Below are 24,673 nucleotides of genomic sequence, written 5' to 3' on the forward strand. Positions count from 1 at the left end.
ATAAGGTATACCGGGATTGCGCTCAAGAGGGCGGCGATGCGTCAATGTCCATGAGCTGGGCCAGTTCTTCATCGCTGTCGGCGATGATGCTGGCTGCCAGGAAACGAGCTACGGCGGTTTCGGTGGTGTAGGCTCCCATGGGGACGGCGCCAAGCCGCCAGAGTTCACGGGAAGTGGTGTAGCCGGAAAAGTCTACGATACCCTCTTGCTGGGAGCTGCAGTAGAAACGTGCGCCCCGGCGTTTGCCCAGGGTGAAGGCCCGTTTAAGAGAATAGGGACCTTCGCGGAAGCCGGCGGTACCCGTATCGTATAATTCAAGGAAAAAGTTTTTGACCCCCTTGTCCATCAGGGATGCCAGGTAATCCGGGCGTATGCCGGGATAGAGCCGGATAACGCACATAGAATTTACCGCATTTTCCAACATTCGGGAAAGTATGTACTGATCCGCTTCCAGGGGACCCGTAAGAAGAGGGGTATCTGAAAAAATCGGCGCTTCCATATTCCAGTTCCGGAACCCATCTACCCCGATGTGTTCAAATTTCAGGTTCAGCGGGGAGAGGACCTTGCCGCCGTGTACTACGTAGACCCCCTTAGTTTTCCCCAAAGCCAGGGAAACCGCTTTTTTCATGGTCCGCTTGGCTTCCGGGGAGGCGCCCGGAGGGGTAGAGGAGGCGGCAAAAACAATGGGGGCGTTGGCATCGGCGAAGAGCCAGTAGATCAGGGGCGCCGTGTAGGGGAGAGTATCGGTGCCGTGGGCAATTACAATGCCATTGGCGGTTCCCGAGTTAAGCTTTTCTGCGATTGCCTCAATGAGGATGGCCCAGTCAGAAGGGATTATCTCTTCCGAAAGGATGCGGCCTACATTGATCGACTCAAACCGGACCTTTGAGGCATCGGTGAAATCTTCGTCCTTGCCGCTTCCCACTGTTGGCGGCGCAGCCAAGAGATCCCGCAGGACCTGCTCGTCGCCGGTTTCTACGGCGCCGTCTTCCCCAACCCGGCCGGAAATGGCGCCCCCCATGGAAAGGACGTAGACCAGGGAAACCGACAACAGTTCCCGGAGTATATCCTTTACCAGGGTCGGTTCCGCAAGACCGTCGGTTTTCTTCATGATCAGCCCTGTGAGGAACTGTATGGGCCGGGCATCCCCTTCCCGGATGCGGCGTACCTCCTGGGCATTGGCTTCGATCACCGAAGTGACAATGGCCTTAATGGCCTCCCTATTGGTAAGCTGTTCCCAGCCTCGCTCCTTGATTATCCCCTGGGGATCCCGGTCTTCTTCCAAGACAGCGCTTACCACCTGTTTGGCAATGCTTCCGTGGATACGCCGATCCCGAAGCATATTGAGAATTTTTGCGAAACGTTCCGGAGTTAGGGGGGAATCCGCTATGCTCAGACCAAGGCGTTTGCATTCCTTGATGATGTAGGAGCTCATCCACTGGGCGGCTTCCCTGCTTATTTCCGGAGATACCGTTCCCAGGGAAAGGGTTTTTTCAAAGTAATCCGCCCGGCTTTTTTCGTCGCAGACAAATTCCGCCTGGTGCGCTTTCAATCCATATTCGGTCATCATGCGGTTACGTCTGGCTTCGGGGAGTTCCACTGAAAAGCTGCCCGCGGAGCCTGGGTCAAGGATACCCGGCCCGGGGATGAAGGGGGGTAGGTCTTCCCGGATAAATCGGGGTTTTTCACCTTCGGCACGAATCCGGAAGGGCTCGGTTGCGTTTTTTGCCGCATTCCAGATCCGGCTTTCGTGGAGCACCGTCCCGCCGTTCAGGACTATCTCCTCCTGCCGGGACATTTCAATATTAACCGCCTTGCCCACAAAGTTAAGTGAGTTGAGGTTCCGCAATTTGACAAAGTGTTCCGGCTCTTCCGGGTAGGGAGCCATAGCCACATAGGCATTGCAACGGATTATGTTTTCCAAGGAAGCAAGCTTCTGGAAAGCAAGCTTCCAGGAAGCTTGCTTTCCAGAAGCTTGCTTTCCGCGGGGAGCTTCGCTGGAAGTACCGAGAAGCCCAGCTTTCCCGGGGAGGATCTCCAGATATTGGATCTGCCGCCGCAGTTCACTAAGGAATACTTCCGCCTCCTCGCCAATCTCAAAATCCGCGGCGGTCTGGATCCGCAGGCTCGGCATACCGGCATTGGAATAGTCCATTCGAGTCTCCGGTTGCCCCGTAGGTCCTCGTACCGAATGAGTCAGGCGGCCGGCATCTTCTTCCAGCCGGACTTCGATAATCCGTATTCGTTTACGCCGGCTGTGGAATAGAATGTCCATGGCGCCATCCGTCCCCAGCTTAACCGATAGACGGGAGAGGGCGATGGCGGGCTTTCCATCGGGGTCTTTAGGCATGAGGGGAGTATTGAGGTTTCGTTCGTAAGCCGCTTCCTTTACAATGGAACAGCCCAGGCTCCGGATAAGCAGATAGGCCTTTCGGACAGCCAGGGGATTAAGGATGGGTAGGGCCCCGCTTTCCCCCCGACAGACGGGGCAGGAGGTTTTTTCGTCTTCCGTACTGCCTTGAGCGCTGCATCCGCAGAAGGTTTTGACCTCCGGCGGGGCTGCTAGAAGCAAAACACGGACTTCAAGGGAAATATAGGTCTTATACACCGGCGTCACCCCGTTTTTTCCGTAAGCTATTTTAGCAAAATATTAAAAAAAAATGGAAAATTTACCGTTTTGAATGTATAATAAAATACACGTTGTTGCAATGAGAGAAAAAACGGAGTTTTGTTTGACTTTTTTATGTACATAGATTAGTCTCGACAGGATATACCAGGGGCATTCAAATGCTCCTAAGGAGCATTTGTTGACTAGACGCGATTTTCCCAAGATCCATTTTTATGACCAGGATTTTGTGGATATATACGATAAAACCTGGGCTTGGATCCAGGATTGCTGGCAGGGAGAAGGGGAAAAGGGAGCCATTGACGGCAGATTCTTTTCTTATCCCGGGAGCCCCGTAGTCCAGCAGATTGACGCCATTTTCTCGTCCTTTTTCTTGGTTTATTCAAATCGGATCTATCATGCTTTTCCAACCTTGGATGTTTTTTACCAACATCAGGAACAGAATGGAGCCATCCGTTCAGCCTATAGTATCGAAACCGGGGAGCCCGTGGTGGAAAAGGATAACCCGGAAGGCCTGGGGCTGCCGCTTTTTGCCTGGGCGGAGTTTAACCTCTACCACAAGTCGGGGAATAAAAAGCGGGTTAAGGATGTTCTTCCCATCCTGGATAAATATACCAGTTGGATCGATTCGGTGTTTAAACGGCCCAACGGTCTTTACGAAGTTCCCCTGGCGGCCACAGGTATGGGTAATGCGCCGCGGGAGGATGCGGTCTATCCCATTGATTTTAATACCATGATGGCTATCAATGTGCTCTACATGTCCGCCCTGGCGGATATTCTGAACGATAAGGAAGCCAGCTTTCAGTATAAGAGGCAATACTTTTCACTGAAGACCCGGCTTAATACCCTGATGTGGGACAACGAAGATGGTTTCTACTATGATATTGATAGGGATGAAAAACGGATAAAGGTAAAAACCATCGCCGGTTATTGGCCCCTGCTTGCGGAAATCTCCAACGATGATAAGGCGGAGCGGATCATCGACAAGCTTTCGGACCCCGCGTTTTTCGGGGCTCCCCATCCTTTTCCCACGGTTGCCGTATCGGAATCCAGTTTTGACGAAACCGGTAATGGTTTCCGGGGTTCCGTATATCCCCACTTGACCTTTATGGTGATCAAAGGCCTGGAACGTTATCAGCGCTGGGATCTTTCCCGGGAATGCGCCATCCGCCATCTCTACTTTGTATTGGATTCTATGAACCCCGATGGGAACCACCACAAGGGTAATCTCTGGGAGGCCTATCTCCCATTAAAAGAAGGTCCTGCACAATGGCCGGAGAAGCCCGATTTTCCCCGGCCCCAATACCTTACCTACGACGCCTTATCTACCATCTGCCTTACCATCGAAAATATTGTCGGCCTGTTTATTTCCCTACCCCGCAAGACCGTGGACTGGATTATTCCCAACCTGGAAATCATGGGAATAGAAAACCTTTCCCTTAAGAAAAATATGATTACCATACTCTCCAATAAGAGCGGCCGGGGTTGGGAGATCCATATGGAAAGCGAAAAGCTTTACTATTTTACGATAAATATTCTGGGGAAAAAGAAGAAGACCCTGCCCATTCCTTCCGGGAAGTGTTCTATGCTCATAGATAAGTTATAAGCGTTAATGATATGGAAAAAACCAATCGGCTGGTAGCCATTCTGGAAATCGGATCGACCGGTATCAGATCGCTGATCGCAGAGATCTATGACGCCGGTGAATGGAAATTCATGGATCGTGCGGGGAAACCTATTGCCCTGGGCCGGGATGTCTTTACCTCCGGGCAGGTGTCCCGGGAATCCTTACTGGAATGTCTTACGGTACTCCAAAATTTCCGGGAGCTCCTCCAAGGCTGGGGTATCGCGGATGAGGATATACATTGTATAGCCACCAGCGCCCTCAGGGCGGCGAAGAACCGGGATGTCTTTGTGGACCGGGTTCATCAGGAAACGGGGTTCAACTTTACGGTGGTAGAGGGTATTGAGGAAAACCGCCTGATGTACATGGCGGTACGTTTTGCCATGAAGAACGATGTTCCCCAGTTCTGGCGGGCCAGTTCCATGATCATCGATGTTGGGGGGGGGTCCACGGAAATCATGCTTCTGCGCCGGGGCAAAATGGTGGCTGCCCACAGTATCAAGCTGGGGACCATTCTGATAGATCAGCAGTCCCGGCTGGCCCTGGGTTCCGTCCGATCCCAGGAACGGTATCTGAACGAAACTATCCGGAATACATCGGAGCAGCTCAACGCAGAAATGGTGCTCTCCCATGTCAGAACCTTTGTGGTCGCCGGCGCCGATGCCCGGTTGGTGGCGGCTCTGATTGGCCGGGAGGTGAACGAAAATTGCTGGGTCATTGCCCGGGAGGAATTTGTCAAATTTGCGGAGAGGGTTCAGAACTACAGTGTTGATGATACGGTACAGAAACTCCACATTCCCTTTGCGGATGCCGAGGGCTTTGTGCCGGGTATCCTGGTCTACAAACTTTTTCTGGAACGGACCGCCGCTGTCCATGTGGTGGTTCCCCTGGTTTCCATCCGCGAGGGGCTCCTGATAGATATGGCCCGTGGGGTGGACCCGGAACTACAGGAGGACTTCTTTTCCCAGGTGATTGCTTCCGCAGTAAATCTGGGGCGAAGGTTCCATTATGACGAGCTCCATAACCGGCATGTGGCTAATCTTTGTCTGACCCTTTTTGACGAGCTGCTCCGTGAACACGGGATGAGCCGCCGGGAGCGGATGATGCTGGAAGTGGCGGCTACCCTCCACGATGTGGGGATGTTTATCCGGGGTTCCGGGCATCAGAAACACGGCCAGTACATCGTAGCTAATTCGGAGATCTTCGGCCTGCACCAGGAGGAACTGGATATTATTGCCAATGTGATCCGTTATCACCGGGGGGATCTTCCTTCTCCCACGGATATTGATTACATCGCCCTCCAAAAGGATGAGCGGATCCTGATGCTCAAGATGACTTCTATTCTGCGGGTTGCGGATGCATTGGACCGGGGACATTCTCAGCATATCCGAAGTATTACGGTGGAAAAGAAAAGCGAAGCAATACTGCTCCATGCCCAGGGGAATTACGATTTCAGTCTGGAACGGATAGGGCTGGAAGAAAAGGCCGGTTTGTTCCAGGATGTTTTTGGCTATAAGGTGATATTGAATTAGACAATAGGAATGAGGAATGAGGGAAGAAAATATGACAGGTGACAATAATTTATCAGACAAGGATGCAAGCATTCCTCATTCTTCCTCCACTCCTCACTTTTTCAACCGCGATCTTTCCTGGATTGATTTTAATGAGCGGGTGCTGGAGGAAGGGCTTAGGGGGGATATGCCTCCTCTGGAGCGGTTTCGGTTTCTTTCAATACTTTCGGCCAATTTTGATGAATTTTTTATGGTACGGGTGGCCGCCGTGAAGCGGGCTTTGCGTTCCGGCGCGGGTCCGGTATCCTCCGGTGAAACCTGGCTGGGCCGGAGTCCCCTTCCGGATCCTTCGGGGCTTAGTCCGGATGAGCTGCTCAGAAAAATTGCGAAGAAGGTTCGTTCCATAAGCGAGCGGCAGTATCGCTGTCTGTTGTTTGAGATTTTCCCCCTCCTCGCCAAGGGGGGGCTTGAACTGATACGCCCCGATACCTATTCCATATCCCATATGGATTATCTGGAGACCTTTTTTCTTGGCCAGGTTTATCCCGTACTGACTCCCCTGCGGATCGAGGAAGATGGGGATCTGCCTTTTATCGGCGGTAACAACCTTAATGCGGCTTTTCTCCTTGAAAAAGAGGATGATGAGGAGGACGAAGAGCATATTGCCGTCATCCAGCTTCCCAAGAGATTGGACCGCATTATCTGGCTCCCTGCGGAGGAGGACTCCGCCGAAATACACGGCGGTAAATGGGCGCTTTTGGACGATTTGGTACTTACCTGGGGGGCCTATTTGTTTCCGGGGTACCGGGTTAAAGAAACCATGCTTTTTAAGATTAACCGGGACGCCGATTTTTCGGTGGATGAAAAACGGGATGAAGATTTTATTGAGGCCATGGAGGAAGTGATCGAAGGACGTTCCCATTCGCCGGTGATCCGCATGACCTATTCCGCCGACAGCAGGCGCCTGAAGGAAGAACTGGCCCGGCGGCTGGAGCTTGAAGAACAGGATCTCTACGAAACTGAGGGCCCCATGGATTTGGGGACTCTTATGGATTTGGCCAATGCACGGGGCTTTGATTCCCTCCGGCTTAAGCCCTGGAAAGTTTACAGTAATGCTGCTTTTAGCGAAGATGAGTCCCTCTGGGACCGGATAAGCCAACGGGATGTACTTATCCGCCTTCCCTATGAATCCTTTGATCCGGTGGTACGGTTTTTCCAGGATGCTGCGGCGGACCCCCAGGTAATTTCCATAAAAACCGCCCTGTATCGTACCAGCGGTACCAGCGCGGAAAGCTCCGCTGTTATATCACCGATCATCAGAGCCCTGGAGCAGGCCGCATTGAAGGGCAAGCATGTAACTGCGATGGTGGAGCTAAAGGCCCGGTTTGACGAAGAACGGAATATTTCCTGGGCGAACCGGCTGGAAAAAGCCGGGGTGATCGTGGTGTACGGTCTTGCAAGGCTTAAGGTTCATGCCAAGATAAGCATGGTTATCCGCCGGGAGAAGGAAGGTGTTAAGCGGTATGTGCATCTTTCCACGGGAAACTACAACGATAAGACCGCAAAGCTGTACGAGGATTTGGGGATCTTTACCGCCCGTGAAGATATTGCCATGGACGCCTCGGTGTTTTTCAATATGCTTACGGGGTATTCGGCGATCCAGTCAATGCGAAAACTGGTGATTGCCCCTACAAGTTTAAAGCGGCGTCTCCTGGAATTGATTGATCGGGAAGCGAAACGGTCAAGCCAGGAGTATCCCGGGAGGATCATTGTTAAGGTGAATGCCCTGGCGGATACGGATGTGATCGAAGCCCTGTATGGAGCTTCCCAGGCGGGTGTAAAAATCACCCTGGTGGTGCGGGGTATCTGTATGCTGATCCCCGGTCTTGCCGGGCTTTCGGAAAATATCAGGGTGCTCAGTATTATCGGGCATTACCTGGAACATTCCCGGATCTACTATTTCGCCAATGGCGGCGCTGAGGAGTACTATTTAGCAAGCGCCGACTGGATGCCCCGTAACCTTGAGCGGCGGGTAGAGCTGATGTTTCCGGTACTGCAGGAGGATATGAAAACCCAGATTCGGGATATTCTGAATGCCTATACACGGGATACTATTCAGGCCCGGCTTTTGGAGAGTGACGGTTCCTGGAAACGACGTACTCCATCAAAAGGGGAGGAGCCCTTTTCCGTTCAGGAGCATCTTCTTTCCCTGGCTGCGAAGGCCGGGGAGAACCTCTGGGCGCCCAGACAGGAATTTGTGGTACGCCGCGGCGATCCGGGAAAGGAATAACATATGAAACGAATAATACTGAAACATGGTGAAGAGGGACGTATCCGCACAGGCCATCCCTGGGTCTATGACAATGAGCTTGCAAAAATCCTTGATGGTTTTGCCGGCGGTAAAAATAGCGGTCCCGGTGATTCACCTTCCGTAGATTTACTGCCCGGCGAGGTCGCCGATGTGGAAAGCTCCCGTAAGGAATATCTGGGCAGGGCGCTGGTAAACCCCAACTCGAAGATCATCGCCCGGATTTACAGCCCCTCCAAGGAAGGTTTGGACAAGGGCTTCTTCAAACGGCGGATCAGGGAGGCGGTAAACCGGCGGACTTTGGCGGGGAGTAACTTTGATCTACACCGGGAATCTGCCCGGCTGGTTTTTGCCGAAGCGGATTTTCTTCCGGGGCTCATCATCGATCGGTTTGTGGGCTGGCCCCTTAAGGAACTTGAATCCGTAGTATCGCTGCGTCCCCTCACCTTTGATCTTGCCGAGGCCGCCCTGGGGCCGCCCCGGTCCTGGATTGCGGTACAGTTCCTGGTCTACGGCATGGACAGCCGCCGGGAGGAAATACTGGCCGCCCTGGAGGAAGTGCTGGAACAGGATGGGTTTATTATTCCCGGCGGTATTCCTCTGGGCAAGCCCGCGGGCATTGTCGAAAAGTCCGCAGCAAAGGTGCGGGAACTGGAGGGGCTGCCCTTACAGGAGGGGCTGGTCCGGGGCGATTTCCCCGCCGGTGGTATGGTCATATTCGAGAACGGCCTTCCCTTTATGCTGAACCTGATAGACGGGCAGAAGACCGGCCACTTCCTGGACCAGCGGGACAACCGCCTGCGGGCAGCGGCCTTTGCCGCCGCAGGAAACGGTTCGGCCAGCGGCAACTCCGGCGGGGTGCGGGTCCTGGACGCCTTTTCCTACACCGGCGGCTTCGGCATCCACGCCGCCAGAGCGGGCGCCGCTTCGGTGACCTGCGTGGACGCCTCCGCTCCGGCCCTGGAAACGGTGCGGATAAACGCCGCCCTGAACGGGGTAGGGGACAGAATTACTCCCGTTGAGGCCGATGTCTTTGAATACCTGCGGACCGCCGAGCGGCAAAAGGAACAGTTTGATCTTATTATTCTGGACCCTCCGGCTTTTGCCAAAACCCGTTCAGCCCTGGAGGGGGCGCTCCGGGGTTACAAGGAAATCAACCTGCGGGCAATCAATATGCTTAAACCCGGCGGGGTCCTGGTGAGCTGTTCCTGCAGCCACGCCCTGGACGAGATCCGCTTCCGGTACATGATAACCGAAGCTGCTGCCGATGCGGGCAAGCGGCTCATCATGCTGGATTTCCGGCGGCAGCCGATGGATCATCCGGCGCTGGTGGGCTACGAGGAGTCGCTGTACCTCAAGTGCGGGATTTACCGGGTCGTGGGATGAACGTAGCCACGGACCACACTGGCAGGATTACACGGACAAAGAAGATTTAACACAGAGATCACAGAGGGAAGAACACAGAGATCACAGAGGGAAGAACACAGAGATCACAGAAGGAAAGGTGGTTTCTTGCCATACTCCCCCTCAGTGTCCTCTGCGTGATCTCTGTGTCCTCTGCGTTTTTTCCTCTTCCTCTCCCCTTTGTCCGTGAGGTCCGTGGTTATTCTTGGGACATCCTATTGAATCATTTTCCATAAAATGTTAAATTTTTCTAATCATTTCCATATTTTTCAAATAACCGGAGCAAAATTCTATGACGGTCACTGAAGTTATGTCCGAATTGGTCTTACAGTTGGGGATCATCATTTTTGCAGTTCGTCTTGGGGGCCGGCTGGTTAAGCTTGCCGGTATTCCTTCGGTGTTGGGGGAACTGCTGGCGGGGGTGGTGATCGGCCCCTATGCCCTGGGGGGTATTGTCCTTCCCGGGTTTCCCCACGGCTTTTTTCCCCTGGGGGAGGGCGCCCTGGCGGTAAGCTCTGAGCTCTACGCCTTTGCCACCGTGGCTTCTATCATATTGCTTTTTGCTTCGGGGCTGGAAACGGACCTGGGGCTTTTTCTCCGCTACTCCGTGGTGGGTGGGGTGGTCGGTATAGGGGGGGTGGTCTTCTCCTTTACCCTTGGCGCCCTTACGGGGGTGTTTCTCCTGCATACCACTTTTATCGACCCCCGGTGTCTTTTCCTGGGGATCCTCTCCACAGCCACCTCCGTGGGTATCACCGCCCGGATACTGTCGGACCAGAAGCGGATGGACTCCCCCGAGGGGGTTACTATCCTCGCGGCGGCGGTTTTTGACGATGTGCTTGGGATCATCGCCCTGGCCATAGTGCTGGGCATCGTTGCCCTTATCACCAGCGGCGGGGGCAGCCTGAACGCGGCTAATATACTCGGCATAGCAGGAAAGGCCCTGGGGATCTGGCTGGGCTTTACCGCTCTGGGGCTTATCTTTTCCAAGAAAATTGCAGCCTTTCTTAAACTATTCAAGCATACTTTCGATTTTTCTGTTCTGGCCCTGGGTATAGCCCTGGCCCTGGCGGGGATTTTTGAAAAACAGGGCCTGGCCATGATCATCGGCGCCTATGTCACGGGGCTTTCCCTTTCTAAAACGGATATCGCTGCGGTTATCCAGGAACGGATCCACGGGCTATACGAATTTTTTGTTCCCATCTTTTTTGCTGTCATGGGTATGATGGTTAACATGCGGGAAATTATCTCCCCCAAGGTACTGGTCTTTGGCGGCATATATACCCTGGTGGCCCTTGCCTCCAAGGTGGTGGGCTGCGGCGGTCCGGCGCTGTTCCTGGGCTTCAACCTCCGGGGCGCTCTGCGCATTGGTACCGGCATGATACCCCGGGGCGAGGTAGCGTTGATTATCGCCGGGATTGGGCTTGCGTCGGGAATCCTGGACACCCAGCTCTTTGGGGTTATCATCCTCATGACCCTGATTACCACCCTGGTGGCGCCGCCCCTCCTCAATGCCTCGTTGAAAATTCCCGGTTCCGGTACCAGGAAGCCCGCAAAGTCGGACGATTCGGTGGTGTCGGAATGGGAATTCTACTCCGATGAGATCGCCGATCTGGTGGTGGACAACCTGCTTAGGGATTTAAAGGCGGAGGGCTTTTATGTTCAGATGATGAACATCGACGAGGGGCTTTCCCAGGCCAGGAAGGACGATATCAGTCTCTCCATTACCGAAGAGGAAAGTGTGGTTACCATAGAGACATCGATTCTGGATATGCCCTTTGTAAAGACCGCGGTATTTGAGGTTATGCTCAGGCTGAACGATACTATTCAGAAGCTGAAGGATTCCTCGGATCCCCAGGCGATGAAAAAGGAATTGGTGGATTCAGGCGGGCGGACCAGCGAAAATATACTGTCCCTAATTCAGGCGGAATGTGTTTCCCTCCGGCTTCAGGGAAATACAAAAAAGGAGATCCTTGTCGAAATGGTGGATATCCTTGCGGATAATGGGAAGCTTGAAGATAGATCCTTGGTTCTGGAGGATATCTTTCAGCGGGAAAAAACCATGAGTACCGGGATGCAGGATGGTATTGCCCTGCCCCATGCCAAGAGTGATGGGGTAAAGGATATATGTGTGGCGGTGGGTATTAAAAAAAGCGGCATTGATTTTGAATCCATGGACGGGAACCCTACCCGGATTTTTATTATGGTCATTTCACCTAAAAAAGTTTCCGGTCCCCATCTCCAGTTTTTAGCTTCCGTGGGGGCGGTACTGCAGAGCGATGAAATCCGGCAAAAGGTGATCGAAGCCGATTCCCGGCCGCAGGTGGTATCGTTACTACGGAAGGGAAAATTCTAGGCTTTGCAGATTACTTCGTACAAATACTGATCCATCAGGATCGATTCAAAGCCCGCGCCGCTTGAGCGGATGCGGATGTCAAAGCCGGCGGTAAGGGACAGGCAGGCATCGGCCCCGGCGGCGCCGTAACGCCGACCGGCTGTTGCATAGTCTTTGCGGGCCTTGCTTGAGGCAAGGCCTATTTTTCTGAATTCAAAGTCATCCGGAACAGTATTCTTGGCGGTGAGCGCGAGGTAGTCCCGGAGCTTGCGGAAGCACCATGCCAGTACCCCCAGGATGCCCACCGGTGTCTCCTTGGCGGCCAGGAGTGCGTGGAGGATTTCTACGCTCCGGGTAAGGTCCCCCTCGGCGATCCGGGAAAAGAGGGTAAAGGCCGATTCTTCCCGGGTGTGGGAAAGCCATTTTTCTACTTCCGCTTCTCCCACTACCGAGTTTTTGTCCAAAAATAGTGTGAGCCGGGAACACTCCCGTTTGAGGCTGTCGGTGTTGTTTTCTACCAATTCCAGAATAGCCTCTATACCTTCCTCATCAATTCTGAAACCTTCCCGGCGAAAAAAATTAGCCACCCATTCGGTCTTTTTGTTTTCAAAGAGTTCCCAAAAGACCCGCTTCCCCGCTTTATCTACCCTTTTTTCCAGGGTCTTGTCCAAGCCGGTATTGTCGGAAATGAGGATCATCGTGGTATCATCCTGGGGGGCAGCCATGTAGGAGGCCAGCAATTCCAGTTCATCCTTTTTTTTCAGAAGTTCAGCGTTTTTAATAAAGAAGAGCCGGGCATCCGCAAAGAGGGATCCGTTGCGTAAGATCGAAACCATTTCGTTTACCGGCGTTTCCCCGGCGTAAAATGATGTTTCTTCCGCGGGAGCGCCAAACTGTTTTTTTATATTCCGCCGTATCTCTTCAATGGCGTCCTGCTTTTCCCCAAATTCGGGGCCCAGGAAAAGAAGGCAGTTTCCTTTTGACATGACGGCAGCTCAGTAAGAACGGATTATATGGGCCAGACGACCCAGGATACGGGCATTCTGGGTAAATATAGGCTTGTATTTGGCATTTTCCGGTTCCAGCCGGACCCGGTTGCTTTCCTTAAAGAACCGTTTTAAGGTTACCGCCTCATCCACCAGGGCCACCACAATCTCCCGGTTTTCCGCAGATTCTTGTTTTTCGATAACCGCCACATCCCCGTCCACAATGCCCGCTCCGATCATGGAATCCCCCCGGACTTTAAGGGCGAAATACTGGGCGTTTTTTTTCAGCAGGGAATGATGGATGGGAATGGCGCCCTCCCAGTTTTCTTCGGAAAGAATGGGCCTCCCGGCGGCAACCGTACCCAGTAGAGGAACCTCAATTACGAGCGTATTGGCGCTGTGATCATGTTCGGTTTTGATAATCTCTATGGTCCTGGAGCGTTTATCCCCCAGCCTGATGAAGCTCTTTTTCCGGAGAGCTTCCACATGGTCATAGGCGCCTTTGACGGAAATAACGAAATGTTCTCCTATCTCCCGCATGGTGGGAGGGTAGGCATGAATCTTAATATAGTCTGTGATGAAGTCTAGTACATCCCGCTGCCGCTGGGTAAGTTCTTTCATCGTTCTGTCCTCAACCCGTATTTTCGTATCTTAGCATGGAGGTTACTTGGATAAATTCCAATAGCTTCCGCTGTATGAGAAATAATACCACCGTTTTGTGCGAGCTGGAATTCCAAATAACGCTTTTCAAAAAGCTCTTTTGCCTCGGTATAATTCAGGTTAAATATATCCAGTGATAATTGGTTTTGTAAAGGGCCTTCTTCGGAATTTTCCGTTTTTCTTTGCCCCTGAGGTTCCTTCGGCGTTTTCCGGAGCAGGTCCCGGAGTACATCAGCCTTGATTTTCCCCCCTGAATACATCACCATAATTCGTTCTGCCAGATTCTTCAGTTCCCGCACATTCCCCGGCCATTCATAGGCGATTAGTATATCCCGGGCAGTTTCTTCTATCTCCAGTTTTTCCACCCCCAATTTATTGAGGAAGTGGTGGAGCAGGAGGAGTATATCCTCGGTTCGCTCCCGCAATGGAGGCATAAAGATGGGGATAACGTTCAGCCTGAAAAAGAGGTCCTGCCTGAACCGCCCTCGCGCGCATTCCTTTTCTAAATCTTTGTTGGTAGCCGCCAGGATCCGCACATCGGTCTCGATGGTTTTTTCGCCCCCTACCCGTTCAAGCTTCTGCTCCTGGATTACCCGGAGGACCTTGGATTGTGCGGCCAGGGACATATCTCCAATCTCATCCAGGAAAAGGGTTCCCGTATGGGCCAGCTCAAAACGGCCCTTGTGGTTGGAAACGGCATCGGTAAAGGCTCCCTTCTCATGACCGAAAAGTTCGCTTTCTATAAGGCTTTCCGGAATGGCGGCGCAATTCACCTCCACAAAGGGCTTATCGTTTCTGGTAGAAAGCTGGTGTATAGCCCTGGCTACCAATTCCTTCCCGCTGCCGTTTTCCCCGGTGATCAATATCCGGGCATCGCTGGCCGCAGCCTGTTTGATCAGATCCCGAACCTGGGCAATAGCCGTACTGGTACCGATGATTTCATCATTGCCGAGGAGCCCTTTTTTTAGGTCCCTGTTTTCTTCCCGGAGTTTCTGCATGGTCAGGGCGTTCTGGCACACCGTAAGAACCTTGTCCAGGGAAAGGGGCTTTTCCAGAAAATCAAAGGCCCCAAGTTTTACTGCCCGTACCGCCATATCCACATTGGCGTGCCCGGAAATAATCACCACCTCAAGCTTCGGCCAGTTTCCCCGTATTTTCTCCAGGGCTTCAAGGCCCCCCATTTTGGGAAGCAACACATCAAGGAAAATCAGGTTAATGGATTCTTCCGCCAGGATATCCAGACCGCGGAGGGCATCTTCGGCGGTAAAGACATGGTAATGTTCATCCTCCAGTATGGAAGCCAGGGTTTTCCTGATACCCGGTTCATCGTCGATGATTAGAATTTTTGTCATTGGTTATCCTGGTTTTCGTCAATAGGTAGATCGATAAAAAAGGTGGTGCCCACACCTAGAGCCGAATTAAACCAAATGGTTCCTCCGTGATCGTTCACGATCCGCTCCACAATAGGAAGCCCCAAACCGGTACCGGATTCTTTGGTAGTAAAATAGGGTGTAAATATTTCGGCGCTCTCTTCCACCGAAATACCCTTCCCGGTATCTTTAATACTTAATCTACAATAGCGGCTCTCCCGTTTTTTGACAAGGTCGGTCCGAATCTCGATACGACCCTTGCCGTCCATAGCGTCAATTCCGTTAATTATCAGATTAGTCAGAACCTGGGAAAGGTAACGCTTTTCCATTTTTACCGAAACAGCCGCTCCCACATGGCTGATATCGAATTGGATCTCCGGATAGCCTCCGCGGTAGAGACCGATAGATTCCTCAATCAGATCCCGTATCATGGTCCAGGTCCTGGAAAGTTCCGTAGGCCGGGACAGGGTCCTGAATTCGGTGAGCATGGTGGAAAGGCTTTCCACCTCCTGGATGATCGCCAGCATGGAGCTTTCCAGGATTTCCCCCACCCGTTCCGGTTCGTTCCGCCAGCGCCGCAGGACCCGCTCCGCCGAAAGCTTGATGGGGGTAAGGGGGTTTTTTATCTCATGGGCCAGCTGTTGGGCCATGGTCTGCCAGACCGATATCTTTTCCGCCTTAAGCAGGGCATTACGGGATTTTTCCAGGTTCTGAACCATGGCGTTGAAGGATGTGATCAGCTGCCCCAGCTCATCTCCGGGCCGGGAAATGATTTGGATGGAAAAATCCCCCGCAGCCACCCGGGTGGTGGCCTCCGCCAGTTCCACAATGGGTTGGGTAATCCGCCGGGAAAAGGAAATGGTGATAATGATGGTCATCAGCAGAATGGGAAAAAGAAAGACCCCATAGTAGTAGATAACCAGGGGTTTGACATTTAATTCCAGGGAATCAATTACATCAAACCGGGACCGCTCGTTTTCCATGGCCGCTATAACGGCGTCAAACCCTTCTCCGAGCTTATAACTGAGAATCCGGTAGACCCCCCGTCGGGGGATCTGTATATATCGTATCGTATCGATATCCCGGGGGAGTTCCCGGGAAACAAAGCCCGGCTGATTTGCCGGGGGCGACGGGAGTCCCCGGGAAACATCCCCCTGAAAGCCCAGACTGACCCAGCTCCCGTCATTGTTCTGCCGGAAATCCTGTACTGCCCAGAGTCCCTCGGGGAGGTCTGAAGGGAAGGGGTCATCCATTCCCTCGATTTCGAGGGAGAGCTTTTCAAACCGGTCCAGGTTCATGGAATAGTTTTCCATGGCCAAATTCTGGGCGTACTGGAGGGTATTATTGATATTGATGGACCGCCAGAAGCGCACCAGTTCGTATACCGATTGGATGGTTATAATAGTAACCGGTACCGCTGCCAATACCACAGAAATGATAAAGTAGGCCATGAGCCGGGCTTGAAATTTACTTCCCGTACGGCGGAGTATAATATCCCGCAAAAGGCGTATAAGCGAAAAGGCCATAAAGACCATGAGGACAACCGGGACCGTAAAAAATACTATACGGTTTAATATTCCGGGAAGGCTGCCGTCCTGGAGGGTGGTAATAAAAAAGGAATGGGAAAAGAGTACCGTAAGGATACTGAGAAGGACATAGAGTAAAAGCATACCCCGGACATTGATAATAGAGTATCTTGGATGGGTCCGAACCATTTTCACGGGGCAAATCCCCCTATTCTTCTTCGAATTTCTTGTTGAACAAATTAACCATAGCTTCCAGGGCTTGCTGCTCATCCTCCCCTTCGGCGATAACCTTTATTTCGGTTCCATAGGAGGCTCCCAGGGTCAGGATACCCATGATAGACTTCCCATTTATGCGGTCGTTTCCCTTCTCCAGATAAATGTTGGCTTTAAAATCCTTGGCGGTCTGTACCAGCATTGCCGAAGGGCGGGCATGGATTCCGGCCCTGTTTTGAATCGTTATAATCTGTTCTACCATTTATATACGCTCACTTTTAAATAATATCATCCTGCCCAAAGTAAACCGAACGGGCAGCGTCACTTTCTATCCATTTAAGAATATTTTGGTTGAATTCCTTGGCCGAATTGTACCCCATCTTTTTGAGCCGCTCGTTCATAGCGGCAGTTTCAATAATAATAGGGATATTCCGGCCCGGTTTTACGGGGATTTCCAGTTTTGGGATAGAAACCCCCAGGAATTCGGAGAAATCTTCTTCCATTCCCAGGCGATCGTACATTTTTTTAGAGTCCCATTCTTCCAATTTAACCACCAACTGTATCCGTTTCTGATCCCGAATGGCCCGGACTCCAAAAAGGTGGGTAATATTGATGATCCCCAAGCCCCGGATCTCCATATGATGGCCGATGATCTTATTCGCCCCAGTGCCGATGAGGATATTCCCATTGACACAGAGGATCTCCACCACATCATCCGCCACCAACCGGTGCCCCCGTTCTATCAATTCCAGGGCGGTCTCGCTTTTTCCTACCCCAGAATCCCCAAGGATGAGGATCCCCAGGCCATAGACTTCCACCAGCACCCCATGGACACTTTGACGGGGGGCGAAGATATTGGAAAGGATCCGCATAATTCGGGATGCGAATTCCGAAGTTTCCAGGTCGGTCTGAAGCAGGGGACATTCCGCCGCCTCGGCGGCTTCAAAAAAGGCCTTGGTAGGGGTGATGCTATGGGTAAAGATACAGCAGGGGATAAGGTAGGTGAACATCTGTCTGATGGGTTCATCCGTTCCCTCATCCGCCAGTTTACCCAGATAGGCCCTCTCTCCCCGGCCGAATAATTGGATCCGGTAATTAGCAAAACGGTCATAAAAACCGGAAAGGGCTAGGCCGGGACGATTGAGATCCGGGCTGACGATCTCCCGGGAAAGTCCTCTACGGCCTCCTATGCAGTGTAAGTTAAGGGAATTATGCTCCTTTAGATCTATATCGATAAGATCCAAAACGGTAAACTGCTTTTCCGCCATAAGGATATCATAGAACAAGGGTAGGGATATGACAAGACTGGAGCAGTCGGGAATTGTTTTCCGGCTTACGCGCTTGTTGACAATCTCTAATCCCCATAGTAAACTAATCTGTACGAAATTGGTATTCTTCATCGAATCGGGTCAATTAATGGAAAGGATTGTTTGTGGAAATCGTATGGAATTGAGGATACGGAAGAATCAGGAAATATATATCATAGATGTCCAGGGAGAGTTGGATCTCTATAACTCATATAAACTCAAAGAACTTCTGATGAAGATGCTTGAAAAAAAGATAGAACGGTTCATTATAAACCTGGATGAAGTTGAGTATATAGATTCCAGTGGTATCGGCGCTCTTATTTACATCTCTTCCACGGTCAAGAAGTTAAATTTCAAACTTGCAATAACTAATATCCACGGGTCAGTAAAAAAAGTCATTGAACTTACCAAATTAATGGGGTATTTTCCCATTACGGCTACCTTGGACGAGGCAATGAAGAAAGTTGGGGCTTGAATAAAATGGACGGGTTAGAAATCAAAATTGACAATTTTTCGCCTCTCTTTGATAAATCTAATATGGAGTACAAAGAATTCCCTTCGGATTTTAGCCAGATTCGCTTTTATACCATGTGCCTGGTCAGATCCGCTCCCTCGGAGATACGGGAATTCAACCTGCTGGAACAGCAAATATCCGAAATCATTAAAAATGCGGTAAAACACGGCAATAAGAATGATATTAATAAAAAAGTAAAGATATGGTACTCACTTACCGCAGAAGCAGCTCATCTGATCGTAGAGGATGAGGGGGAAGGTTTTAAGGATCTGGAAAAATGGAATTCCTTTAACCGTAAAAGGCTGCAGTACATAGGCGAACAGAATTTTAACGATCTGGGGAAGTACGTTTCCTTTCGGGGCGCCGATAGCGACAATTGCGATGGGGGGAATGCCCTATTCGCCGCGTTGGAATACTGGAATGGCGGACTTGTGTTCAACGAAAAACGAAATATCGTGGGGATGAAGAAGTTTTTTAATAGCAAAAGCAGTTCCACCGAAGAAGTTCTCTCGGATATCAAGCCCTGGGACGCAACCCGTTTTTAATTAATCAGACATGTCCGGTGAGAAAGTAGGCGTCCGCATCGGTAAAGGGTCTGCCGTAGATAAATTCAAAGAGAAAGCGTATATCCTCCGGAGCTATATCCAGGAACCGGCAGCCGAAGTAGTTGGTGGTTTTGTCGTTAAATCGGCGGACTATCTGGGCGGTAGCGTTAACGGTTCGCTTGGGGGCGCTTAATTTCACCGAAAGTTCAGAGTCCAGGGTCAGCGATGTAGCTAATTCCGAGTTTGGGTAGGCAAAAAGCAGCCCCGAGGCGCTGATGTCGATAACATTACCCATGAAGGGTTCGTTTTTTAGCTTTTCGGAATCAAAGTAGCCGTTTATCTTCAGAGAAAAAGCCAGGACCCGGGCAAACTGATAGAGGGTGTCTATGATATCGTAGTTTAAGGATGGGAGACCTTCCATGTTGACCCAGAGGTGGATATAACCAATCACGTATTCCTGGAAGAGGATGGGAACCCAGACATCCGAAACGATCCCGTTGTCGAATTTTGAGCGGATAAACCGGGATGCAGCGTCATCGAGATATTTTTTTCCTACCCCGGTACTTTCCAGATATCGTTTGAGCATATCGGCGGTTACGAGCCTTTTTTTAGGATTGGGGTCTGCTTCGGGCAGGGTCCCCAGGGTAGAGGGCAGGAAAATGGTCTTGCCGGTTTCCGCCAGGATCTTTTCCTCCGCAGTGGTGGGCCGCACATCCTTAAAAATAATCAGCTTATACCCGCTGGCAAAACCTTTGATCCACTCTGCCAACTGCCCGATAAGCCCGTTGAGATTCTGGGGATCCAGATGGTTCATAAAGTCGGTGATTTCTTCGGACTCGTAGTCGGTTACCTTGGGAAAGGAAAGGGAATACCGGTCCCCCCGGAAGGTGAACATTATCTGTAAATCCGGCGGGGTTATCACCCGGGAATGGGAACGGCCCAGGTTTTTATACATCAGTTCCGGGACCTTCGCCGTGATATGGTCATCCCTCAGGGTCTCAATTTCCAAGGAAAAGGTGATGATCTTTTCGAGGTACTCAAACATCAGGTTCATTTTTCTCCGGGGTTTCAGCCCCGGTATGGGGCGATCTGCCTGGAGGTGAATTTCGTCTTTGGTGGGCTGTTCCACCCGTAACACATATTCGGTACGGTTACGCAAAAAAATAATAGGAAGTTGTTCGTCGTAGAGTACCTTAAGAAAAAAATCCTTTTCAATCCGTTTAATCGGTGTTGCCATATCTCAACCTTAAAAAAATCTTTCATAGGGGGAAAAATCAAACTTATAGGTGTTTTTTCCCCCTTCGGATAAAGCTCTCGCTTCTTCCACAAGTATATCCTCAAGCCGCCATTTACCGTCCAGAGACTGTAGGTATAATTCCCCGGCCAGGCTCATATCCCGGCCGATAAACCGGAAAAGGAAGGATGTGGCGCCGTCTGCCTCCTCCCTGCCCCCGCCCAACCGGTATTTTTGCGGAATCAGTGGCGCAAGGCCGGTAAACAATTCCTCAAGCAGGGATTGGGATATCCCGGCAAGGAGGGCCGATTCCCGGTTCCCCGACAATACCCCTTCCAACAGGTTCCGGGCATACCGATAGGCTTCTTCGGCCGCCAATCCCCGGCCCAGTTCCCCAATAACCGCATCCCGGGGATACCGGGGAGATTCGTCCCCCCGCTGGGGCTGCCGCAGGACTTCGGGGACGGTACCGCGGTTAAAGATAGGTTCCTCCGACCTTACTTGCGACTCTTCCTGCACTGGTTCCCCAGTATAGTTCTGCGCAAATAATGGTACCGTATAAAAATTAATCAGTATACCTGCCAATACTATTTTTGGGATCCCGAGCGCACTCATCATACTTATAGGATATCCCGATCAGCACAAAAGATCAAAGGGATGATTCCGTCAGCGGGATTCCGGGGATTGCCAAGAATCATCCCGGAAGGATACTATCCTTTCATATATGAAGGATGTTTATGCCGCGCTTCAGAGTGGATACACGGAGCCCATACGGGATGTGCTTTGGGGGCATATTTACCTTACCCCGGAACTGGCGGCGTTGACCAAATCGGAGCCCTTCATGCGGCTCTATCGTATTTTCCAGCTCGGTCCTGCCTACGCGGTCTACCCCGGGGCGACCCATACCCGGGCGGTCCATTCCATCGGGGTGTATCACTTGGCCCGGCGGCTCCTCCGGAATCTGGCGGAACGCGGCGCCGATGCCTGGCTTACACCGGTAGGGGCAGTCTCCTTTCTCTGTGCTGCCCTGCTCCACGATTTGGGTCATTTTCCCTATACCCATTCCCTCAAGGAACTGCCCCTGGCCCGCCACGAGGCGCTCACCGCCGAAATCATACTCCGGGAACCGATAAAGACCCTGGTGGCCAAAGCCGGGGGCGATCCCGCCCTTACCGCCGCCATTGTGGATACCGGGCTTCCTGTGGGCAGCGAAACGGAGACGGTTTTTTACCGGAAACTCCTGTCCGGGGCTTTGGACCCGGATAAGTTGGATTACCTGAACCGGGATGCCCGGTATTGCGGCGTCCCCTACGGCGCCCAGGACGTGGATTTTATTCTGAGCCGCCTGTATCCCCATCCCGAAAAGGGGGTAGTCATCGATGGTAAGGGAATCCCCAGTGTGGAGTCCATCCTTTTTTCAAAATACCTGATGTATAGGGCGGTTTATTGGCATCCCATGGTACGTTCCGCCACGGGGATGATTAAAAAGGCCCTTATGGGAGGCTTGGAGGATGGGGTTTTAAAACCCGAGGATCTTTACGATCTGGATGACCCGGGGCTTTTTGCCCTTCTGGCTAATGGTTCCCACCCGCTCTTTCATCTTGCGGAAAAGGTCAGGGCCGGCCGGTTTTACACGGTTGTGGCGGAATTTCCCTTTGACGAGGACTTGCACGGAAATCTACTGGATATAAGCCGGCGATCCGGGTACGAAGATGCCCTGGCGGCGGAACTTTCATTTTCCGGGGAAACCCTGGAACCGGGGGCGATAATCATCGATGTACCGGAGCCGATTTCTTTTGAAACCGGTCTCTATGTTACCGATGAGGACTGTTATTTTTCCGAAAGTTCCAGCGTGTTTAACCCCGGGGTAGTGGACAGTCTGATAAAATCTTTACGAATTATTAGAATTTTTGTGGACCCTGAGCATGAAAATAGGGTAAAATCACACCCGGAGCTTGAAGGGATATTGCACATACGCAAAAAATGGTTAAATTTAGCATAGGCGTGGAGGTTCATAATGGAGATACATAATACCACCGAGGATATTGTCTTTGCGGCGATAGGTGAAATTTGCACTTCTATCGAGAAGCAGGGCAACCCAGAAAAGCTTTGTCTCTGCGATCAGTGCCGCATTGACGCGGCTTGTTTTGTCCTGAACCGTGTTCCTCCCCACTACATCATCTCAAACCGGGGCGCCGCCCGTATTGAACAGGAAACCATTAGCCGGCAACAGCAGGAAGCGGACGCCGTTTCCCTGGTATTTGAAGCCCTCAAGCGGGTCAGCCATAACCAGCGCCCCAACTCGGACCACACCAAAGGCTCGGTCAAGGAAGCCAGAAGAGGGCCGGTTTTTAATATCCCCACCATTATCGGCCGGGCCTTTGACGGCGCCAATTTCTCCCCCCTGGCGGACGTAGGCGTGGAGTTGTGGCGGGATGGGAAGCTGGTGGAGATGAAGAACCGGAACTGGCAGAACCCCTGTAAGCTGGTGTTGAACACCCAGGGTACCTTTACCTTCTGGCCTGAATCCATCCCTGCCAAGGAAGAGGGAAGCCGTGAGCAATTTGAATATTCCGTAAAAATCGAAGTGCCGGGTTTTGAAACCATGACCCATTTCTTTGAAATCCCGGTGATTAGTGAATTGGGTGACGCCGGATCCTTCTCCATGGACCGAACCATCAAGCTGCCGGATCTGTATTTGTTCCCCCCGGGCGGGGATGAAGATTAGGGGTTAAAAGGCGCCCCTACTTAAATACCGGCAGCCGTTCTAAATACACCAGATCCGGGTCTTCATACCCCGCCTCTTCCAGCAAAACCGCTGCCTTGCAGACGATTTTACAATCCGTGCGCCTTAACAGGGTTTCGATGGATTTTAGGGAACCGCCGGTGGAAACCACATCGTCCACGATGCAGACATTACGGCCCGCTATTTTTTCCACGTCCACCCCATCAAGCACCAGTTGTTGGTCTTCAACGGTGGTGATCGATTTAGTCTTTTCCGTTAGCGGATTTTTCATGTACCCCTTAACGGACTTCCTCACCACCACATAGTTGACCTTGAGCAAAGATGCCAGTTCCTGCGCCAGGGGGATGGCCTTTGCTTCGGGGCATACCAGGATATCGATGTTGTACTTCGGCAGCTTGTCATAAAGGGCTGCGGCGGTTTTTTCGACGAGCTCCGTATCCCCCAGCATGACAAAGGAGGCAATAGACAGATCAGGGCTCACCTGCCGAAGGGGAAGCTGCCGGGTAAGGCCGGCAACTTTCAAGGTGTACTCGGATTGGTGTTCGGCGCCCATTATATTAATCCGAAAAGGCCGCCGGAGAGGTTCACGATGGTTCCCACCACTACGCCGATAAAGGCGTTTTGGGTTAGGGCGGTTACCCCAAGGGCGATAATTCCCGCCACCGGTTTGCTATCGGCCATGACCCCGTTTAGGTTGGGGAGGAAGGTGAGCAGGAAGCCAATCACTATCAGGAAGCCGCTGATGGAAGCGGAGGGGATGTACCGGCCCAGTTTGCCTATCACCCCGGTTAAAAGGAGAAACCCGCAGACCAGCATCATCACGACGCCGGCCATCCAGGGCCAAGGGGCGGCGGCGGTACCGCTGATGATGGTTTCAATGGGGGCTCCGCCGAAAAGGGCCGAGGGAAGATCCGCCAGGCTGTTGATCACCGTTAAGGCGTTGAGCTTGGGGGTCTGCCCGGCGATGGAGGCGGTGATGGAACCAAAACTGATATTGCTGCCTATGTTGAGGCAGATCAGGCTTAATCCCCCCAGGATCGCGGATATATTGAACAGGGGCTTAATGACCTTAAAATCGGCCCAAAACTGCCCCTTCCAGAACCGCCACTCTTCGCTTTCCCGGGCATCCGCAGGGATGGTCGCCAAATCTACCCGGCGGCGCTGGATCGCCAGGAAGTCCAGGGTGGAGAGCACCACCGAAACGGCGATGGTCCAGATAAGACCGTTGGGAATACCGCAGTTATTACACACCGCCCAGGTTACAAGGGCGGTAATGATGGAAATAGCGCCGGTACGCTTTTCCGCCTTGGTTAAATCCAGGGCTACTGACGAGAGGATGATACCCACTCCGGCCATCATCCCGCTAATAGTGGCCGATCCGGCAAAATCTACGATGGCGGAAGTACCGTGGGCCAGCCCGAGGATCACCCCGAAAACCGAGGCGATAAGCAGGGCGCCGATCCGTTCATTGGCCTTTTTAAGGATACCCGAGAGGCTGATGGTTTCCGCCTGGGCGCTGATGGGCACGATGCTGCCCGTAGCCAGGTTGCCGATGGCCCCGATAAAATAAGCCAGTCCGGTGGGCTTGAGTTTGAAGCCCTTGGCCTGGGCCAGACTGAGCTGCGGTATGGCGTTAATCACCACTAAAATCACCGCCAGGAGAAATGTAAGAAACAACATCTTGGGTTACCTCACTTGTTTACCCTGGATTACGCCTTTCGGCGGCCTAAAGGGGGTGCGAATGAGAGAACGCTAATATAAATT

General features: G+C 52.1%; 20 protein-coding genes. 9 read left to right on the forward strand and 11 right to left on the reverse strand.

Annotation, left to right across the window (positions count from 1 at the left end):
- Nucleotides 1–22: 22 nt before the first annotated feature.
- The gene (locus LQZ19_RS09775) at nucleotides 23–2,608 is read right to left on the reverse strand and encodes an asparaginase domain-containing protein (RefSeq protein ID WP_411047484.1); all 2,586 of its coding nucleotides are present in this window, start codon (nucleotides 2,606–2,608) and stop codon (nucleotides 23–25) included.
- Between the two features lie 199 nt (nucleotides 2,609–2,807).
- Here LQZ19_RS09775 and LQZ19_RS09780 point away from each other — a divergent pair, with 199 nt between their 5' ends.
- The 5 genes from LQZ19_RS09780 to LQZ19_RS09800 all read left to right on the forward strand — a co-directional run bounded on the left by LQZ19_RS09780 (nucleotide 2,808) and on the right by LQZ19_RS09800 (nucleotide 11,829).
- Nucleotides 2,808–4,232: an MGH1-like glycoside hydrolase domain-containing protein gene (locus tag LQZ19_RS09780; RefSeq protein ID WP_411047485.1), complete on the forward strand. Its 1,425-nt coding sequence runs from the start codon at nucleotides 2,808–2,810 to the stop codon at nucleotides 4,230–4,232.
- A gap of 11 nt (nucleotides 4,233–4,243) precedes the next feature.
- A complete protein-coding gene (locus tag LQZ19_RS09785; RefSeq protein ID WP_411047486.1) occupies nucleotides 4,244–5,782 on the forward strand; it encodes a Ppx/GppA phosphatase family protein in 1,539 nt (512 codons plus the stop codon).
- Nucleotides 5,783–5,813: 31 nt separating this feature from the next.
- On the forward strand, nucleotides 5,814–8,051 hold the full coding sequence (gene ppk1 / locus LQZ19_RS09790) for a polyphosphate kinase 1 (protein ID WP_411047487.1): 2,238 nt from the start codon (nucleotides 5,814–5,816) through the stop codon (nucleotides 8,049–8,051).
- Nucleotides 8,052–8,054: 3 nt separating this feature from the next.
- The gene (locus LQZ19_RS09795) at nucleotides 8,055–9,455 is read left to right on the forward strand and encodes a class I SAM-dependent rRNA methyltransferase (protein WP_411047488.1); all 1,401 of its coding nucleotides are present in this window, start codon (nucleotides 8,055–8,057) and stop codon (nucleotides 9,453–9,455) included.
- 310 nt (nucleotides 9,456–9,765) lie between these two features.
- Complete coding sequence (locus LQZ19_RS09800) at nucleotides 9,766–11,829, forward strand: cation:proton antiporter domain-containing protein (RefSeq protein ID WP_411047489.1); 2,064 nt, start codon at nucleotides 9,766–9,768, stop codon at nucleotides 11,827–11,829.
- Here the strand turns inward: LQZ19_RS09800 and holA are convergent.
- Genes holA through hprK form a run of 6 tightly spaced genes read right to left on the reverse strand, consistent with a single transcriptional unit; the run spans nucleotide 11,826 to nucleotide 17,831 of the window.
- Nucleotides 11,826–12,794, reverse strand: a complete 969-nt coding sequence (gene holA / locus LQZ19_RS09805; protein ID WP_411047490.1) for a DNA polymerase III subunit delta — start codon at nucleotides 12,792–12,794, stop codon at nucleotides 11,826–11,828. The genes LQZ19_RS09800 and holA overlap by 4 nt on opposite strands.
- A gap of 9 nt (nucleotides 12,795–12,803) precedes the next feature.
- The gene (gene lexA, locus LQZ19_RS09810) at nucleotides 12,804–13,415 is read right to left on the reverse strand and encodes a transcriptional repressor LexA (RefSeq protein ID WP_411047491.1); all 612 of its coding nucleotides are present in this window, start codon (nucleotides 13,413–13,415) and stop codon (nucleotides 12,804–12,806) included.
- Nucleotides 13,412–14,806, reverse strand: a complete 1,395-nt coding sequence (locus LQZ19_RS09815; RefSeq protein ID WP_411047492.1) for a sigma-54-dependent transcriptional regulator — start codon at nucleotides 14,804–14,806, stop codon at nucleotides 13,412–13,414. Before LQZ19_RS09815 ends, lexA begins: the two co-directional genes overlap by 4 nt.
- The gene (locus tag LQZ19_RS09820; RefSeq protein WP_411047538.1) at nucleotides 14,803–16,539 is read right to left on the reverse strand and encodes an ATP-binding protein; all 1,737 of its coding nucleotides are present in this window, start codon (nucleotides 16,537–16,539) and stop codon (nucleotides 14,803–14,805) included. Before LQZ19_RS09820 ends, LQZ19_RS09815 begins: the two co-directional genes overlap by 4 nt.
- A 19-nt stretch (nucleotides 16,540–16,558) precedes the next feature.
- Nucleotides 16,559–16,825, reverse strand: coding sequence for an HPr family phosphocarrier protein (locus LQZ19_RS09825; RefSeq protein WP_411047493.1), 267 nt, complete (start codon nucleotides 16,823–16,825; stop codon nucleotides 16,559–16,561).
- 16 nt (nucleotides 16,826–16,841) lie between these two features.
- Nucleotides 16,842–17,831, reverse strand: a complete 990-nt coding sequence (gene hprK, locus LQZ19_RS09830) for an HPr(Ser) kinase/phosphatase (RefSeq protein WP_411047494.1) — start codon at nucleotides 17,829–17,831, stop codon at nucleotides 16,842–16,844.
- A gap of 175 nt (nucleotides 17,832–18,006) precedes the next feature.
- On the opposite strand from hprK, the gene LQZ19_RS09835 reads away from it, so the two are divergent.
- Both LQZ19_RS09835 and LQZ19_RS09840 read left to right on the forward strand, forming a co-directional pair.
- Nucleotides 18,007–18,345 carry an anti-sigma factor antagonist gene (locus LQZ19_RS09835; RefSeq protein ID WP_411047495.1) on the forward strand — a complete coding sequence of 113 codons (339 nt, stop codon included), beginning with the start codon at nucleotides 18,007–18,009 and terminating at the stop codon, nucleotides 18,343–18,345.
- 5 nt (nucleotides 18,346–18,350) lie between these two features.
- The gene (locus tag LQZ19_RS09840; protein ID WP_411047496.1) at nucleotides 18,351–18,929 is read left to right on the forward strand and encodes an ATP-binding protein; all 579 of its coding nucleotides are present in this window, start codon (nucleotides 18,351–18,353) and stop codon (nucleotides 18,927–18,929) included.
- A 4-nt stretch (nucleotides 18,930–18,933) separates the two neighbouring features.
- On the opposite strand, the gene LQZ19_RS09845 is transcribed toward LQZ19_RS09840, so the two are convergent.
- Nucleotides 18,934–20,166 carry a PilZ domain-containing protein gene (locus LQZ19_RS09845; protein WP_411047497.1) on the reverse strand — a complete coding sequence of 411 codons (1,233 nt, stop codon included), beginning with the start codon at nucleotides 20,164–20,166 and terminating at the stop codon, nucleotides 18,934–18,936.
- Between the two features lie 9 nt (nucleotides 20,167–20,175).
- Nucleotides 20,176–20,781, reverse strand: coding sequence for a hypothetical protein (locus LQZ19_RS09850; protein WP_411047498.1), 606 nt, complete (start codon nucleotides 20,779–20,781; stop codon nucleotides 20,176–20,178).
- Nucleotides 20,782–20,887: 106 nt separating this feature from the next.
- Between LQZ19_RS09850 and LQZ19_RS09855 the strand changes: the two genes are divergently transcribed.
- Nucleotides 20,888–22,165, forward strand: a complete 1,278-nt coding sequence (locus LQZ19_RS09855; RefSeq protein WP_411047499.1) for an HD domain-containing protein — start codon at nucleotides 20,888–20,890, stop codon at nucleotides 22,163–22,165.
- 15 nt (nucleotides 22,166–22,180) lie between these two features.
- Nucleotides 22,181–22,891: a late competence development ComFB family protein gene (locus tag LQZ19_RS09860; protein ID WP_411047500.1), complete on the forward strand. Its 711-nt coding sequence runs from the start codon at nucleotides 22,181–22,183 to the stop codon at nucleotides 22,889–22,891.
- A 16-nt stretch (nucleotides 22,892–22,907) separates the two neighbouring features.
- Here the strand turns inward: LQZ19_RS09860 and LQZ19_RS09865 are convergent, their stop codons facing one another.
- A complete protein-coding gene (locus tag LQZ19_RS09865; protein WP_411047501.1) occupies nucleotides 22,908–23,462 on the reverse strand; it encodes a phosphoribosyltransferase family protein in 555 nt (184 codons plus the stop codon).
- Nucleotides 23,462–24,589: a hypothetical protein gene (locus LQZ19_RS09870; RefSeq protein WP_411047502.1), complete on the reverse strand. Its 1,128-nt coding sequence runs from the start codon at nucleotides 24,587–24,589 to the stop codon at nucleotides 23,462–23,464. Before LQZ19_RS09870 ends, LQZ19_RS09865 begins: the two co-directional genes overlap by 1 nt.
- Nucleotides 24,590–24,673: the final 84 nt, after the last annotated feature.

This window comes from Treponema primitia (assembly GCF_046533075.1).
Classification (GTDB): Bacteria; Spirochaetota; Spirochaetia; order Treponematales; family Breznakiellaceae; genus Termitinema; species Termitinema primitia_B.

Bases quoted from the DNA above. Each gene is read 5' to 3' on its own strand.
- LQZ19_RS09785 (WP_411047486.1), top strand. From the start codon at position 4,244: ATGGAAAAAACCAATCGGCTGGTAGCCATTCTGGAAATCGGATCGACC.
- ppk1 (WP_411047487.1), top strand. From the start codon at position 5,814: ATGACAGGTGACAATAATTTATCAGACAAGGATGCAAGCATTCCTCAT.
- LQZ19_RS09795 (WP_411047488.1), top strand. From the start codon at position 8,055: ATGAAACGAATAATACTGAAACATGGTGAAGAGGGACGTATCCGCACA.
- LQZ19_RS09800 (WP_411047489.1), top strand. From the start codon at position 9,766: ATGACGGTCACTGAAGTTATGTCCGAATTGGTCTTACAGTTGGGGATC.
- holA (WP_411047490.1), bottom strand. From the start codon at position 12,794: ATGTCAAAAGGAAACTGCCTTCTTTTCCTGGGCCCCGAATTTGGGGAA.
- lexA (WP_411047491.1), bottom strand. From the start codon at position 13,415: ATGAAAGAACTTACCCAGCGGCAGCGGGATGTACTAGACTTCATCACA.
- LQZ19_RS09815 (WP_411047492.1), bottom strand. From the start codon at position 14,806: ATGACAAAAATTCTAATCATCGACGATGAACCGGGTATCAGGAAAACC.
- LQZ19_RS09820 (WP_411047538.1), bottom strand. From the start codon at position 16,539: ATGGTTCGGACCCATCCAAGATACTCTATTATCAATGTCCGGGGTATG.
- LQZ19_RS09825 (WP_411047493.1), bottom strand. From the start codon at position 16,825: ATGGTAGAACAGATTATAACGATTCAAAACAGGGCCGGAATCCATGCC.
- hprK (WP_411047494.1), bottom strand. From the start codon at position 17,831: ATGGCGGAAAAGCAGTTTACCGTTTTGGATCTTATCGATATAGATCTA.
- LQZ19_RS09835 (WP_411047495.1), top strand. From the start codon at position 18,007: ATGGAATTGAGGATACGGAAGAATCAGGAAATATATATCATAGATGTC.
- LQZ19_RS09840 (WP_411047496.1), top strand. From the start codon at position 18,351: ATGGACGGGTTAGAAATCAAAATTGACAATTTTTCGCCTCTCTTTGAT.
- LQZ19_RS09845 (WP_411047497.1), bottom strand. From the start codon at position 20,166: ATGGCAACACCGATTAAACGGATTGAAAAGGATTTTTTTCTTAAGGTA.
- LQZ19_RS09850 (WP_411047498.1), bottom strand. From the start codon at position 20,781: ATGATGAGTGCGCTCGGGATCCCAAAAATAGTATTGGCAGGTATACTG.
- LQZ19_RS09855 (WP_411047499.1), top strand. From the start codon at position 20,888: ATGAAGGATGTTTATGCCGCGCTTCAGAGTGGATACACGGAGCCCATA.
- LQZ19_RS09860 (WP_411047500.1), top strand. From the start codon at position 22,181: ATGGAGATACATAATACCACCGAGGATATTGTCTTTGCGGCGATAGGT.
- LQZ19_RS09865 (WP_411047501.1), bottom strand. From the start codon at position 23,462: ATGGGCGCCGAACACCAATCCGAGTACACCTTGAAAGTTGCCGGCCTT.
- LQZ19_RS09870 (WP_411047502.1), bottom strand. From the start codon at position 24,589: ATGTTGTTTCTTACATTTCTCCTGGCGGTGATTTTAGTGGTGATTAAC.